The following is a 14,337-nucleotide window of genomic DNA, read 5'->3' as shown; positions in this document are numbered from 1 at the left end:
ATGAATAAGTAGTTGATAAAAAAGGCGCACTAGGCGCCTTTTTTGATCTTAGTGAATCTCAACTTAATCAAACAGTCTGTTGGCTAAGAATAGGGTCAGTGCGTAACCGACGCTGTAGCAGAGGAAAAGTGCAGGAACATATTTCAAGTAACTCACAAAAGTCAGTTCTTTCACTTTACTCATGGCAACAATACCTGATGCTGAACCGATAATCAGCAGTGAACCACCGACTCCGACGCTGTAAGTCAAGCCAAGCCATTCAGGAGTACTCAGCACTGGATTGGCTTTTAACAATGCCGCTGTTAGCGGTACGTTATCAATTAAGGCTGAGCCCATACCCGTGACGAAGTTAGAGATGTTTGGATTAAACTGAGTATAAGCTTCAGTCAACATGTCTAAGGTGCCAATTTCTTTAAGCATACCAACGAGCAGTAAAATACCTAAGAAGAACAACAGGGTGTCGTATTCAACTTGGCGAATATACTCTAGGATCTTGATTTCTTCTTTATCACTGCGCGTGGTATGGCCAATCAGGAACATAATTGATAGACCCGTTAAGAAGGTTAACACTGGCGGGATACCAAACAATATGTTGAGTAGCATGGTCATTAAAATGGTGCAGAAGAAGACGAGGGCAATCAATACATCAACGGTTTGATAAGTATGTTTGATTGGCGTCGTGCTCACAACACCTTCGGCTTTGAGTGAGAACAGGGTTGCCAGTAAAATCACGCTCACGGCCGATGGGATAAATAACATCAGCAGTTCAGACATATGCACATGCCCAGCTAAGAAGATCATCAGTGTCGTCACATCGCCAGTGATCAGGGCCACACCGCCTGAGTTCACCGCGAAGATAATCAACACTGCCATTCTACGGCGCATTTGCTTATCGAGTTTGAAGGTGGTTAATAAACCTAAAGACACTAAAGTCGCGGTGACGTTATCACAAAATGCTGAGAGCACGAGTGCAAACAGGGCGACTTGGATCATTAACATACGCACTGATACTTTCTGCGGAAACAGCTTTTGCACCATGATTTGGATCATACCCTTAGCATTCAAATATGCTACGAAGGTCATGGTCGACATCAGAAAGAGCCAAAGTGTGGCAATCTCGAGCAAATTTTCATTGAGCTGATGGGCAACGATTTTCTCATTAGCCGGTTCCCCTGCAGCCATAAACAGCGCTACCCAAGAGATACAACCAAAGAATAAGGTGGTTTTTGCTTTATTAAGGTGGGTCACTTCTTCGAAAATAATACTGAGCAATGCGAGCACGGCCAGTAAGATGAGAAAGGTATTTAACATAACTGCAATTCCAACTGCTGTTTTGATGTCGTAGGGCGACTTGAGTCAACCTAAAGATTGAGCATATCAAGGCTAAATTAAGCTAGCCGTGTTAGCGCGTGCGGATCAGAACATAATGGGCTAGAGAACGCAACTGTTAGCTGTAACTCAATTTAATGCTTCTTTGTGATGTCTATCTCATGCTTTTGGGTTGCTAATTAGTTTTATATATTGGTTATTGTGATTACTGCAGCGTTATTAACTGTATTGTTTGATTTGATTACCGCGTTAAAAGTGAGATCTACGATTAAAGTCTAAGCAGTTAGTTTGCATATTCTTCAATTAATTTTTATTCAGGTCGATATTTCTGAATTGTCATGCCTATGTAGGCAGGCATTTTTAATGCTTGTCTTTTGAATGAGTGCCACTCGGAAGTAGAGTGCTCTTAGCACTCAGTCCTGCAGAATTCTGCGTCTTGAGCTTGTTTGGGTATCAATACTGGATATTGTGTTTTTGAAGTAGAGGAAAATGACATTTGTTATCTGGAGTCTTTTGCTTTTAGGCTCACTCGTTTAGTTAACGTATTGTGGCAAGCAGCTTATTGCGCTGGGCGTGATGGGTTGGCCTTAGCACGTTATTGAGCATATCCACTTGACCTTACAATTCATGGTGGCTGGGATAATATTTAAATCGGCTTTAGGTTCAAAAAAGTCTGATCGTTATTAAAGTGACACAAAGCTAATTAAATCGGATAAAAGCAAAGGGACGCATTGGCGTCCCTTTGTTATGTTTAAACGGCTTAAATACTAAAGCTTAGGCTTAGCTTGCCGCTTTCATGCTAGCCAATACGCGATCAGCCGCTTCTAAGGTTAAGCGCATCTCTTCTTCGCCATGGGCCATTGACAGGAAGCCAGCTTCATAGGCACTTGGTGCTAAGTAAACACCTTCATCTAGCATGCCGTGGTAGAAAATACGGAACTGTTCGATGTTACATTGGGTCACTTGATCGAAACGAGTGATCTCGGGTTGTTCTGTGAAGAAGAAACCGAACATGCCACCAACATAGTTGATTGCCATTGGAATACCGTGCTTATCCGCAGCCGCTTTAAAGCCTTCTGCAATACGTTTGGTTTTCGCGCTCAGTGCTTCGTATAGACCTTCTTCACACAGGGCTTCCATTTGTGCCAGACCCGCTGACATTGCAATGGGGTTACCCGATAACGTACCCGCTTGGTAAACCGGACCCGTAGGGGCGATAAATTGCATCACATCTTTACGGCCACCGAAAGCCCCCACTGGCATGCCGCCGCCAATCACTTTACCAAGTGTGGTTAAGTCTGGTGTGACGCCGTAGTAACCTTGAGCGCCGCTTTGTGATACGCGAAAACCTGTCATCACTTCATCGATAATCAACAGCGCGCCAAACTCATCACACATATCACGCAGGCCTTGAAGGAAACCTGGGACAGGTGGAATACAGTTCATGTTGCCAGCAACGGGCTCGATGATGATGCAAGAAATCTCAGTTGGATACTGCTCGAACAGGGTTCTTACAGAATCTAAGTCGTTATACACAGCCGTTAAGGTGTGTTTGGCGAAATCTTCTGGAATACCTGGTGAGCTAGGTTGACCTAAAGTTAGTGCGCCAGAACCCGCTTTCACTAACAGGCAATCTGCGTGGCCGTGGTAACAACCTTCGAATTTTAAGATCTTGTCACGATTAGTAAAACCGCGTGCTAAACGGATAGCACTCATAGTAGCTTCTGTGCCTGAACTCACCATGCGTACTTGCTCGATTGAAGGCACCATAGAGATGACTTTTTCGGCCATTTGCACTTCAAGCTCAGTTGGCGCACCAAAAGATAAGCCATTTTCCACCGCTGCTAATACAGCTGCACGGATTTTAGGATGGTTGTGGCCGAGGATCATCGGGCCCCAAGAACCGACATAGTCGATATAAGCTTTGCCATCGGCATCGTAAATATAAGCGCCGTTAGCTTTTTCAATAAACAGGGGCGAACCGCCTACACCATTAAATGCACGAACCGGAGAGTTAACGCCGCCGGGGATGGTTTTTTTAGCCTGTTCAAATAGCGCTTCGGAACGGGTCATGTTTAGTCCTTAAAGTCTGTAGCCAATTAGCGATCGGCTTTACGTGAATACCAATTAACCGGACACTCATATTTTTCGAGTTGATTATCAACGCCGAGTGTCAATGCAAACAAAGCCATGCGAATTAACAGCCCATTATCTGCCTGTCTGAAGATGGCGAGATTGGGATGGCTGTTCAAATCATTATCTAACTCATTGGCTTGCGCGCGTGAATCCCTTGGAAGCGGATGCATAATGACAGTGTTAGATTTGCAATGCTGAGTGTAAATACTGCGATTTAAGCGGAACTTGCCGCGATACTTATTTGCTTCTTCCTGTGAAGGGAAGCGTTCTTCTTGAATGCGAGTGAGATACAAAATATCTGCTTGATCTAAATGGCCTTCAAGTTGGTCGGTTATTTTGATGCTATGGCCAGCATTTTCAATGTCGGAGATCACATAATCAGGCATAGCTAATTCAGCGGGTGAAATCAGTGTGAAATTGATGTTCTTATACATGCAGAGTAAGCGCGACAGTGAATGCACAGTACGGCCAAATTTTAAGTCGCCGACCATAGCGATGTGCATGCCATCGATACCGCGGCCAGCACACTTGAGTTCTTTTTGGATAGTGTATAAGTCGAGCAAGGCTTGGGTCGGATGCTCGTTCGAACCATCGCCGCCGTTGATCACTGGGACGCGGCTGCCTTCTGCAAACTCTTTTACCGAGTAAGAGTCTGGATGGCGCATGGCAATGACATCAGAATAGGTGGATAACACCCGCGCGGTATCGTACAGGGATTCACCTTTAGATAAAGACGATGAAGCCATGCCTGTGGTTTCACGTACATGGCCGCCGAGCAAGTTAAAGGCACAACCAAAACTCACGCGGGTACGGGTACTGGGTTCGAAAAACAGGTTACCTAAAATGGCGCCATCGAGCACATTATTGCGCTTCTCTCGAAGTGCATAGGGCATCATGCGGCTAGCGACATTAAAAATAGTTTGGATTGAGTCAAGATCTAACTGGTTTACGGAGAGGATATGGGATCCTTCGAACTGATTCATCAGCCTGTTTTCCAATTTGCTAGGGGGCATTTTAAGCAGCGGTATCGCGCTTATCTGCCCTGATGTTATGTAGGGTGGCTGAGGCGCGATTGTAGCAGAAGCACTGGGGCAACGAAATAGCCACATTGCCACTGTGTTAGATTTTTGCGATGAAGCCCAAAGCTTTTAATCTGCCGTCTCAGGTTTGAATCAAAATTAGGTATTGAATAGCGGCTAGATTTGAAGCGATATTAGGCTTGGCCTGAACGAATCTCATGTTGTAGGTTCGACCAACTGATCACCCCAACCACATTGTCTGGTGTATCTTGATAGATAAACACCTCACCGCAGCGTTTGGGCGACAATAGTGAATAGACTTCATTGAGGGTGGTGCTGTCGCTTAGCCCTTGCATGGGATGGCGTGATAGCGTGGTACTGTCATCATAGGATTGCATTTCAAGACTAAGCATTTCGATAATGCCATCGGCATTGCGGACTAGCACAGGGCGACCTTCGGCGCGTTTTAGCACTTCGAGTAACAATTCATCGTTGTTATTGACGATAACAAAGCGTTTATCCATTAAGGCTCGCACGCCTTTTTTCTGCAGTGCTAAATTCACGGGGGCGACCTTATAGCCTAGTCCCATAATTTCTAATTGCTTAAAGAAAATGGAGTCTGTCTTAAAACCCTGATAAGCAATTAAAAAAGCCGGAATTGTTACAAACATTGCCGGTAAAATAATGCTGGCGTCATTAGTCATTTCTAACAGGGCGACTAACGCCGCCAGCGGCGCGCTTAAACACACGCCCATCATGGCTGTCATGCCGATTACAGTGTAAAGCCCTACATAAGGGGCGATGGACGGGAATAAGATGGCACTGATGAGCGCCAAAATCGCCCCGAGCAGCGCGCCGATACCATAAAGTGGACCAATCAAACCACCGGGAATACCTAAGCCAATCGCCGCAATAGTGGCGATGGTTTTGGCAAATAACAGGGCGATTAACAGCAACAGGCTTGGATGTTGGCTAATGGCTTCGCTAATGGCGAGATCGCCCGTGCCAAGGGCTTGCGGCAACACGAGACCGATTAGGGTGGTGACACTGCCCGCCAGTAATAGTCGGTAAATCAGTGGCCAGTTTTGCCCCGTTGCGGTAACTTTTAAGAGTGAGTAATTAAACAGCGCCGCAGCGCAGCCTAATACTACGCCGCCGATGGCGAGAATAGGGTAGTGATCTAAGGGAATGTGGATCACTTGAATACGGTCAAATTCGTGCACATTACCAAACACTAATTGGCTTGAAACTGCGCCACAAATTGCGGAGAGCATAATCGGGAAAAAGTAATGGATTTTATATTCACGTACTATCACTTCGAGTACAAAAATCACCGCCGCCAAGGGCGCGTTAAAAGTGGCGGCAATCCCTGCTGCAATACCACTGGCACACATGATGCGTACGCTATTATTGGGAAGATTGAATTTTTCAGCGAGAAAACTGGCGCTGACAGCACCCAGATGAATGGCTGGACCTTCACGGCCGACTGAGAAATTTGTGCCTAGGGCAAAGAGTGCTTGAAAAAATTGCCCAGCGGCGGATTGTAGGGGGATTTTACCATAATGCAGTTTAACTCTATGTAACACATAGGCTATTCCCATACGTTTGTAGCGTTTGGAGCCCAACTTCGCCACTATCCAAATTAATATTGCGCCTAAAAGGGGTAACAGGGCTCGCCAGTCGGCGACGTTCCCCGTAAAATCCAGCGCCTGTATTTGGGTGTAATGATTAGCCCAAACGAGCAAGAGTCGAAACAGTAAGATCACACAGGATGCAAAAATAGCAAATAACAGTGCCAGTATGCACAGCTGTGCACTGATGCGGGCTTGAGATAAATGGTCACGTAGCTCATTGGTTAAATACTTTTTGGCAGTGACTATGGCATGTTGGATAGCGACTTTAATTATCGTTAATTGCACTACATTGGCCTGAGTTGTATTGTATCGAACTCGTTCTTGAGTTGATTGTATTTTATATAAGGGGCTGTTACCTAATGCCAAATTATCATCGTTGGCTAGATCGGCTGCAAGTGATGGATCTCAAGTATCGTCCATCTTCAGTGTATTTATCGCTTTTAGTGTTAGTTTCTATTCTTTTTGGGGCTTGGATAAGTTTTCTGCTATTAAGCAGCGATGAGCCTGTTGTTAAGCATATCAGCAGCAAGACTCAACGCTTGACCGCTGAGTTAGAGGCACAGACCCAACTACTTGCAACCCGAAATTTAGAGCTGTCCGTCGAGCGCGAGGCTAATACCCAAATGCAAGAAATGTTTGGCCAGCAAATGAAAAAGCAAAAAGAATTGGAACATGAGCTGGCGTTTTACCGCAGCATTATGACCCCGGATGATAATGCTGAAGGCGTCGCTATTCACGGACTTGAAATGACGCCGGGCGCTTTGGCCGATGAATATCATCTCAAGTTGGTGTTGACTCAGTTGCAAAAGCGTAAGCAAGCTATTCAAGGCCGAACAGAATTGACGCTCATTGGTGTGCAAGATGGCAAATCTGTTAGCTTGAGTGTGAACAAACTCACGGGTTCTAAGTTGGAATTTGATTTTCGCTATTTTCAAGTCATAGATACCAAGGTCACTGTTCCTGCTGGCTTTAATTTACAACAAGTGAAAGTCAAAGTGCTGGTGCCTTCGAGCCGCTGGACTAAGAATTCGCAGACCGAACATGTCTATAGTGCCCCTGAGTTATTACAGGGTGAAAAAGAACCACGGGTAATACTTGAACAAAACAGTCAGGTAAAGGATAATTTGCCCCAGAAAACTGATGTAAGAGGTAGTAATGACTGATCAAGCTGATACAGCAATGCCAATCCAATTTACCGATGCGGCAGCCGCCAAGGTGAAAGGTTTGCTGGAAGAAGAGCAAAATCCTGCACTTAAGCTACGAGTCTATGTGACTGGTGGTGGTTGTTCTGGATTTCAGTACGGCTTTACCTTTGATGAAAAGGTCAATGACGGCGATTTTACGATAGAAAAACAAGGCGTTCTCTTGGTTGTCGATCCTATGAGCCTACAATATTTAGTCGGTGGTGAAGTGGATTACACTTCAGGACTGGAAGGTTCTCGCTTCTTCGTGAAAAACCCTAACGCAACCACAACTTGTGGCTGTGGTGCCAGTTTCTCTGTGTAAAAAGTTTTTCTGTTTAATGATGACTAACTTTGCATCTTTTTAGGCGTAGAGTGAGATCAAAAAAGCCGTCGCAATGACGGCTTTTTGTTGGGCTAAATTTATTTTCTACAAGAGCTTAGTTCATGATGTTCAGGTTAAGCTTAGGTTTAAACCATGCCTTTACCTTTTTATCAAAGGCTATCCAAACTTGCAGTAATGACAAGACGATCAAAGCGATAAAAATCACATAGTCAGGCAGTTTTCCCTGCCATTCACCTAGATACACTGTCGTTGGACCTACCACTAAGTTGCCCGGATCGTACATGATCACTGGCAGCATGCTAATCAATCCAAGCTGCACGACTGTGTAGCCGCGCAGCATGATAAGCCCTGCTTTTTGCCGACCGATAATGGCAATCACCATCAGGAGGGTTAGCAGACAAAATAACACCCCTTGTTTAGCGATTAAGCCACTCACTGAGGCAACAACATACACTAGCAATAGGGCAATGAGTCGTTTCGGAAAGTGTTGACTCAGAGCTGTACTTGCCTCTGGTGTCGGTATCGCCGATTTTTGCTCGCTCATAGGCATTCTCGTTTAGCGATAGCGATTAGTGGCTTTGCTTAGGCGCTAATCTTTGATCTAACTCATAAGGCGGGATTACCACACCTAAATCATCTAATACTGGGAATACGGCGACAAAGAGTTCGTCATCTTCCATGCCTGGCACCCATCTTTCGTGAAATTCGTCGAGTGGAATCGCTAACGTTTGACAATCACTCCATTCATCCACTGCCCAAGAATCAGCGGCTTCTTCGGTTGGCCACATTGGGATGCAATCTTCTTCTTCAGTGGTTAACATCACGCAACCGTCTTGGTCTTGTAATGTCCAAAGTATTTTGTGTTCTTTAACTTGTTCAACGAGGTAATCGTAACGGGCTTCTGGCGTCATTGCTGCTGTCTCAGCGAGGTTTTTAACAGTCTTGCTCATGAAAAATATCTCTTTTGCTTGGATAGGGCGAAGCCTGTTGTGTCTCTAATGTAAAAACCTAGGGCACAGCAAAATTCGCCAGTTGGCTAAATGGTAACATTAGAGCGGGATTAGAAAAAGAACAACAGCGCCAAGAGAGCGCTGTTGTGTTAGATCTTCGGCTTTTATTCTACCGAGCGGAAGTAGCGATAGATAAAGCCCGCCAAAATGGCGCCGACAATCGGTGCTACCCAGAACAACCAGAGTTGTGATACCGCCCAGTCACCGACAAACAGTGCAGGGCCTGTGCTACGCGCTGGGTTTACCGAAGTATTGGACACAGGAATACTAATAAGGTGAATTAAGGTTAAACCTAACCCTATGGCAATTGGGGCAAATCCCTTAGGAGCTCGCTCATCGGTGGCACCTAAAATAATAATCAAGAAGAACAGTGTCATAACGATTTCACAAATCATCACCGACAGCATGCTATAGCCACCCGGTGAGTGCTCACCAAAACCGTTAGAGGCAAATCCGCTAGCGAGTGAAAATCCCTCTTGTCCTGAAGCGATGAGATACAAGATGCCTGCGCCAACAATTCCACCCGCGACTTGGGCTACGATATAGGGCAATAATTCTGCTGCCGGAAAACGTCCCCCAGCCCAAAGGCCGAATGACACTGCAGGGTTGAGATGACAACCTGAAATATGGCCAATCGCAAAGGCCATAGTTAATACGGTTAATCCAAAAGCTAAAGCGACGCCGAGTAAGCCTATGCCTACTTCTGGAAATGCGGCGGCGAGTACAGCACTACCACACCCTCCAAGGACTAACCACAAGGTGCCGAGAAATTCTGCCGCCATTTTTTGTGACATGTTCATTGTTTGATTTCCTATTCTTTTAAAGACGCTTGTTTGTTAATCAGTGCGTCTTTATTCCTAATTTACCTGCCTATTAACGGATCTTGTCTGAGTGAGCAAAATCGCGCTGTAGACACGAGTTCCCTTAAAACCAGTTTCTTATTGGACGCCTATGAGGCTATTCCTAAGTGTTTGAGCTGTTTAGAGCAATATCCTGTATCCGTTTTTACTATAGTGAGACTTGATTAAGCTTCAGTGACGAAACTTTTTTACTCATGCTTCTGTCACTAAATGCTTCAGTAATTAAGAATAGATGGCTTTAAAATAGCTGCTGATTTTCTTGAGAAATTTAGGCAGGAAGAGGGGAAAAGATTAGTTTGTCTTTTAAAGACAACAAGAGCTTCATGTAGAAGCTCTTGTTTAGGTTATCGCTTTAGTATTTTGCGAAGGCCAATTACTTAGCGCTAAATCGTCCGCCGAGTACGGCTTCGCGGGAGGCGCCTGTTACTGCAGGGAGATTAGCGGGTAAACCTAAGTGATTGCGCATGGCGAGCCAGGCAAAGGCGATGCCTTCTGCCCACTTAGGATCTACGCCAAGGGCCGAGGTAGTATCCAGCTTATAACCTGGTAATAAGGCTGCAAGACGCTGCATCAGTTGACCATTAAATGCACCGCCGCCACAGACGAATAATTCCCCTTCATTGGATAGTTTAATAATGTCTTGGGCTATGCTGTGGCAGGTTAAATCCAATAAAGTTGATTGAATATCTTCTTCATCTAAATGATTAAAGGGCGATAATTGCTGCTCTAACCAAGCTTGGTTAAACAGTTCGCGACCAGTGCTTTTAGGGTAAGCAAGGGAAAAATACGGATGCGAAAGCAGCTGAGTTAATAAGCTTTGATCAGTTTTTCCGGATGCAGCCCATTCGCCATTTTTATCGAAGGGCTCACTTTTAACCTGTTGCATCCAGGCATCAATTAAGGTGTTACCTGGTCCTGTATCAAAGCCTAAGACTTCTTCGCTATTGCCCGGCAGATAGGTGATATTGGCAATACCACCAATATTGAGAATGACACGTTTTTTACCGACTTGGGCAAAGGTTTGCTGGTGGAATGCGGGTACTAAGGGCGCGCCTTGCCCACCAAGGGCAATATCTTTGCGACGAAAATCGGCAATGACATCTATGCCTGTTTCGGTCGCAATAGTATTAGGATCGCCAATTTGTAAGGTAAAACCCACTTCGAGGTTTGGCATATGGCGCACAGTTTGACCATGGCTACCAATGGCGATGATATCTTCTTTCGCAATAGTACATTTAGCCATCAGATTATTGACTGCTAAGGCAAACAGCTGACCCACATTTCGATCTAAACGGCCGAGGCGGTTAATTTCATCTGAGCTGGGTAAGCACAGGCGCTGTAGACCTTTGAGTAAATGGCTCGGAATAGCTTCGGTATGACTGGCGATAAGCTGCGGCTGCGCGCCTGAAAAGTCGACCAATACTGCATCGACACCGTCCATGCTGGTGCCTGACATAAGTCCAATATAATAAGCGTTTTTCATTGGGAGGAATCCATCCGTCGTTATTGCATTGCCAATTGCGTTTGCTTGTTTTGCGAAAGTGTAGTCATCAATTGCTTGCTAAGTGCATCGAATTGATTTTTTTCTTTTCTCGCAATTGATTCGGATTTCGGTAGCGTAATCGTTCTCGGGTTGCGGTGTACGCCATTGACGATAAATTCGTAATGTAAATGAGCCCCAGTGACACGGCCTGTTTTACCTAAAGTACCAATAATTTGTCCTTGCTTAACGTTGGCGCCTTTGCTGACATTACGTTTTGTGAGGTGTAGATATTTGGTGGTATAGGTATCGTTATGTTTGATAAACACATAGTTACCGTTGAATTGATTATAACCAGACTCAATAACGCGTCCACTACCCGCAGCTTTAATGGGCGTGCCAATGGCTGCGACATAGTCTACACCCCGATGGGCTTTGACTTGGCCCGTCACTGGGTGCAAACGTCTTGGGTTAAAGTTGGAGCTGACATACTTAAAATCGACCGGTGAGCGCAGGAAGGCTTTACGCATGCTAGTGCCATTTTCGGAATAATAGTTACCGTCGGTATAGCGAATGGCAGTATAGCGCTCATCTTGGTTAACAAATTCTGCAGCTAAGATATTGCCATTACGCAAAAATTCACCATCGGCATATTCTTGCTCGTAAATAATGGCGAAGCTGTCGCCTTCGCGTAAGTCTAAGGCAAAGTCGATATCCCAGCCGAATACGGTCGATAATTGTAATATCTGGTTAGCAGACATGCCTGCATCCACGGCGGCATTCCAGAAATTGCTCTTAATTTTGGCACTGGTGAAATGGTTGCGGATTTCCACATCCTTTTCGGAGATTTTTTCGTTGTATTGCTCTTGGCTTTTAGTGATGACTAGGGTTGAAATAGCATCGACTCGATAACGCACTTCAGTCAAATTACCGTTTGCATCCTTTGAAATCACAATTTCTTCGCCCGGCATTATCTTAAGCAAGTTTTGCTTGGCTAAAGGCAACTGGGTGATTTCATAAACGTCTTTGCTGGTTAAGCCAGCGCGATCAAATACCGCGGCTAAAGTATCACCATTTTTGACGTTAAAATGTTCGACATCTCTGTGAAGAGCGCTTTCGTGGGATCCTGCGGTTTGATTATTGGCTCCAGCTGCAGCGAGCGCATCGGGTGAGGATAACGGTTCAGCCGTTGTCGGAGCATTATCTGTTTGACCTTCTGGCAACTCAGGGCGTTCAGGCGAGCGAAAAGCTAAGGGCACATCATAACGGGTGTTGATTTGAGCTTGGTCATCAATGCTAGTGGTTTGTCTTGAAGCTTGCGCTTCTTCAGAAGGTAGAAGCATGGTTATCATTGTGATAACTGAAAGAATGCTAAGGAGAATTTGATGCTTTTTAGGCAACAATTTAAATAACGTTATAACCTTTCCCATTGACGCCGATACCAATAACCAGAGACTTAAATAATCCCGTTAGTGTACACACTTTCAATTGTGGTGGCTAACAAGTAACATAAGTCTCTTCATTTTATGATCATGGCCTTAGGAGTCCCTGCCGAGATGGCTGATTTAGACCAAGTATTAGCAGAAATTAGACGTGGTACCGATGAGATTTTACTCGAAGCGGATCTGCTGGAAAAACTCAAAGAAGGACGTCCACTCCGTATCAAGTTAGGCGCTGACCCTACCGCTCCGGATATCCATCTTGGACACACAGTAATCTTGAATAAATTAAGATTATTCCAAGAGTTAGGTCATGAAGTCATTTTTTTGATTGGTGACTTTACTGGTATGGTGGGGGACCCAAGTGGTAAAAATAGCACACGTCCGCCGCTCACCCGTGAACAAGTTTTAGCGAACGCAGAAACCTATAAAGAACAGGTTTACAAGATCCTCGATCCTGCTAAGACTCGTATCGAATTCAACTCAAGCTGGTTAGAGCCATTGGGCGCCGCTGGTATGATTCGTCTCGCGTCTAAGCAAACTGTGGCTCGTATGATGGAGCGTGATGACTTTAAGAAGCGTTATGCCTCGGGTCAGTCTATTGCGATTCATGAGTTTATGTATCCTTTACTTCAGGGCTATGACTCAGTTGCGCTACAGGCCGATGTTGAGCTGGGTGGTACAGATCAAAAGTTCAACCTGTTAATGGGCCGTGAACTGCAAAAAGCCGAAGGCCAAAAGCCACAAGCTGTGATCATGATGCCGCTGCTTGAAGGTTTAGATGGCGTGAAGAAAATGTCTAAATCGGCGCATAACTATATTGGCGTGAGCGAACCTGCCAACGAAATGTTTGGCAAGCTGATGTCAATTTCGGATGACTTGATGTGGCGCTACTTTGAACTACTGTCATTCCGCCCACTGGCTGAAATTGAACAGTTTAAGCAAGATGTGGCGAATGGGTCTAACCCACGTGACATTAAAATCGCCTTAGCTAAGGAAATTATCACACGTTTCCACGATGCAGCGTCTGCCGAAAGTGCGCATCAAGCCTTTGTCGATCGTTCTAAGGGCATGATCCCCGATGATATCGAAGAAATTGAGTTAGCTGCCGGTGAAGGTATTGCGATTGCCAATCTGTTGAAAGACGCAGACTTAGTGTCGTCGACTTCAGAGGCGATGCGGATGATCAAGCAAGGCGCGGTGAAGATGGACGGCGAAAAGCTAGAAGATAGCCGTATGACTTTGTTCACGGGTACTGTTGCTGTATTCCAAGTCGGTAAACGTAAGTTTGCCAAAGTGACTTTGGTATAGTGACGTTGGTTTAGTTAGGTTTACGCTACAGTAAGTTTAAACAAACAAAAAGAGCGCCTTAGGGCGCTCTTTGTTTTTGAATCTTTTCACAAAACAAGATTAAGGCGCTGTATTGGCCTCATGCTCGGCGATATTACATCTGTCGGTGCCAAAGTGTTGCCCACCACTGCATTTCCATGCCAATTGGGCCGAACTTACCTGCCAAAGTTTAGCGTTTTGTTTCAGTGAGATAATCAACAGCATCTGTGGATGCTGCTTGGAAAGTTCGCTCACTTGATAGGTCAAAATGCCATCTTTATTGGTTTGAGTTCGCACTAAAGTAAATTTGTTGCCTGCATATTGGCTGCTGATTTTATTGGGATCTTCCGACCAAGGCTGATGTTGTGCCTGAGCGGTACGTAGTTGTTGATTAAAATGGCTTACTGGCTGAACGGCGTAGGAAACGATAATGGGCTGTAAGGCCTGTGCTTTGGGGGCCAGTATTAAGCCATTAAGGGCGAGTAGGGCAATCAATCCAAAAAACTTCATACAAACCTCATTGAAACGAAACGGCTCAGTCAATTTTTCAAAGGTGAAATACGCAGTGGTATTG

At 45.1% G+C, this 14,337-nt stretch carries 13 protein-coding genes; 3 read left to right on the top strand and 10 right to left on the bottom strand.

All coding sequences use genetic code 11. The features are described from left to right. Positions 1–63: 63 nt before the first annotated feature. From nhaD to L5L77_RS06980, 4 genes are all read right to left on the bottom strand, one after another. Positions 64–1,311, bottom strand: a complete 1,248-nt coding sequence (gene nhaD / locus L5L77_RS06995; protein ID WP_028760859.1) for a sodium:proton antiporter NhaD — start codon at positions 1,309–1,311, stop codon at positions 64–66. Between the two features lie 798 nt (positions 1,312–2,109). Next, positions 2,110–3,402 (bottom strand): glutamate-1-semialdehyde 2,1-aminomutase, encoded by a 1,293-nt coding sequence (hemL, locus tag L5L77_RS06990; RefSeq protein WP_263184814.1) that lies wholly within the window; start codon positions 3,400–3,402, stop codon positions 2,110–2,112. 26 nt (positions 3,403–3,428) lie between these two features. Beyond that, entirely contained in the window at positions 3,429–4,448 is a 1,020-nt protein-coding gene (locus L5L77_RS06985; RefSeq protein ID WP_263184813.1) for an aspartate carbamoyltransferase, read from the bottom strand. A 230-nt stretch (positions 4,449–4,678) separates the two neighbouring features. After that, on the bottom strand, positions 4,679–6,403 hold the full coding sequence (locus tag L5L77_RS06980) for a chloride channel protein (RefSeq protein ID WP_263184812.1): 1,725 nt from the start codon (positions 6,401–6,403) through the stop codon (positions 4,679–4,681). Between the two features lie 74 nt (positions 6,404–6,477). On the opposite strand from L5L77_RS06980, the gene L5L77_RS06975 reads away from it, so the two are divergent. Together L5L77_RS06975 and erpA are read left to right on the top strand one after the other, a co-directional pair. Then, positions 6,478–7,281 carry a DUF6776 family protein gene (locus tag L5L77_RS06975; RefSeq protein ID WP_105249880.1) on the top strand — a complete coding sequence of 268 codons (804 nt, stop codon included), beginning with the start codon at positions 6,478–6,480 and terminating at the stop codon, positions 7,279–7,281. Beyond that, positions 7,274–7,624, top strand: a complete 351-nt coding sequence (gene erpA / locus L5L77_RS06970) for an iron-sulfur cluster insertion protein ErpA (protein ID WP_006080742.1) — start codon at positions 7,274–7,276, stop codon at positions 7,622–7,624. Before L5L77_RS06975 ends, erpA begins: the two co-directional genes overlap by 8 nt. A gap of 115 nt (positions 7,625–7,739) precedes the next feature. Here erpA and L5L77_RS06965 read toward each other — a convergent pair whose 3' ends face one another. From L5L77_RS06965 to L5L77_RS06945, 5 genes are all read right to left on the bottom strand, one after another. Next, positions 7,740–8,189, bottom strand: coding sequence for a hypothetical protein (locus L5L77_RS06965; protein WP_263184811.1), 450 nt, complete (start codon positions 8,187–8,189; stop codon positions 7,740–7,742). Between the two features lie 25 nt (positions 8,190–8,214). Next, entirely contained in the window at positions 8,215–8,595 is a 381-nt protein-coding gene (locus L5L77_RS06960; RefSeq protein WP_131523053.1) for a DUF2750 domain-containing protein, read from the bottom strand. Positions 8,596–8,759: 164 nt separating this feature from the next. After that, on the bottom strand, positions 8,760–9,455 hold the full coding sequence (aqpZ, locus tag L5L77_RS06955) for an aquaporin Z (RefSeq protein WP_263184810.1): 696 nt from the start codon (positions 9,453–9,455) through the stop codon (positions 8,760–8,762). A gap of 433 nt (positions 9,456–9,888) precedes the next feature. Beyond that, entirely contained in the window at positions 9,889–10,998 is a 1,110-nt protein-coding gene (locus tag L5L77_RS06950; protein ID WP_212599972.1) for an anhydro-N-acetylmuramic acid kinase, read from the bottom strand. Between the two features lie 20 nt (positions 10,999–11,018). Continuing rightward, positions 11,019–12,425 (bottom strand): peptidoglycan DD-metalloendopeptidase family protein, encoded by a 1,407-nt coding sequence (locus L5L77_RS06945; protein WP_212599973.1) that lies wholly within the window; start codon positions 12,423–12,425, stop codon positions 11,019–11,021. A gap of 126 nt (positions 12,426–12,551) precedes the next feature. Here L5L77_RS06945 and tyrS point away from each other — a divergent pair, with 126 nt between their 5' ends. After that, positions 12,552–13,745, top strand: a complete 1,194-nt coding sequence (gene tyrS, locus L5L77_RS06940) for a tyrosine--tRNA ligase (protein ID WP_263184809.1) — start codon at positions 12,552–12,554, stop codon at positions 13,743–13,745. A gap of 99 nt (positions 13,746–13,844) precedes the next feature. On the opposite strand, the gene L5L77_RS06935 is transcribed toward tyrS, so the two are convergent. Then, a complete protein-coding gene (locus L5L77_RS06935) occupies positions 13,845–14,273 on the bottom strand; it encodes a hypothetical protein (protein WP_028760848.1) in 429 nt (142 codons plus the stop codon). Positions 14,274–14,337 lie beyond the last annotated feature (64 nt).

Source organism: Shewanella sp. SM29 (assembly GCF_025654245.1).
Lineage (GTDB): Bacteria > Pseudomonadota > Gammaproteobacteria > Enterobacterales > Shewanellaceae > Shewanella > Shewanella oncorhynchi.
This window is presented reverse-complemented; position numbering and strand designations above follow the sequence as displayed.

What these genes read in the sequence shown, in the direction of transcription:
- L5L77_RS06935 (WP_028760848.1), bottom strand. Translation starts at nt 14,273, where the DNA reads ATGAAGTTTTTTGGATTGATTGCCCTACTCGCCCTTAATGGCTTAATA.
- nhaD (WP_028760859.1), bottom strand. Translation starts at nt 1,311, where the DNA reads ATGTTAAATACCTTTCTCATCTTACTGGCCGTGCTCGCATTGCTCAGT.
- hemL (WP_263184814.1), bottom strand. Translation starts at nt 3,402, where the DNA reads ATGACCCGTTCCGAAGCGCTATTTGAACAGGCTAAAAAAACCATCCCC.
- erpA (WP_006080742.1), top strand. Translation starts at nt 7,274, where the DNA reads ATGACTGATCAAGCTGATACAGCAATGCCAATCCAATTTACCGATGCG.
- L5L77_RS06965 (WP_263184811.1), bottom strand. Translation starts at nt 8,189, where the DNA reads ATGAGCGAGCAAAAATCGGCGATACCGACACCAGAGGCAAGTACAGCT.
- L5L77_RS06950 (WP_212599972.1), bottom strand. Translation starts at nt 10,998, where the DNA reads ATGAAAAACGCTTATTATATTGGACTTATGTCAGGCACCAGCATGGAC.
- L5L77_RS06975 (WP_105249880.1), top strand. Translation starts at nt 6,478, where the DNA reads ATGCCAAATTATCATCGTTGGCTAGATCGGCTGCAAGTGATGGATCTC.
- tyrS (WP_263184809.1), top strand. Translation starts at nt 12,552, where the DNA reads ATGGCTGATTTAGACCAAGTATTAGCAGAAATTAGACGTGGTACCGAT.
- aqpZ (WP_263184810.1), bottom strand. Translation starts at nt 9,455, where the DNA reads ATGAACATGTCACAAAAAATGGCGGCAGAATTTCTCGGCACCTTGTGG.
- L5L77_RS06945 (WP_212599973.1), bottom strand. Translation starts at nt 12,425, where the DNA reads ATGGGAAAGGTTATAACGTTATTTAAATTGTTGCCTAAAAAGCATCAA.
- L5L77_RS06960 (WP_131523053.1), bottom strand. Translation starts at nt 8,595, where the DNA reads ATGAGCAAGACTGTTAAAAACCTCGCTGAGACAGCAGCAATGACGCCA.
- L5L77_RS06985 (WP_263184813.1), bottom strand. Translation starts at nt 4,448, where the DNA reads ATGAATCAGTTCGAAGGATCCCATATCCTCTCCGTAAACCAGTTAGAT.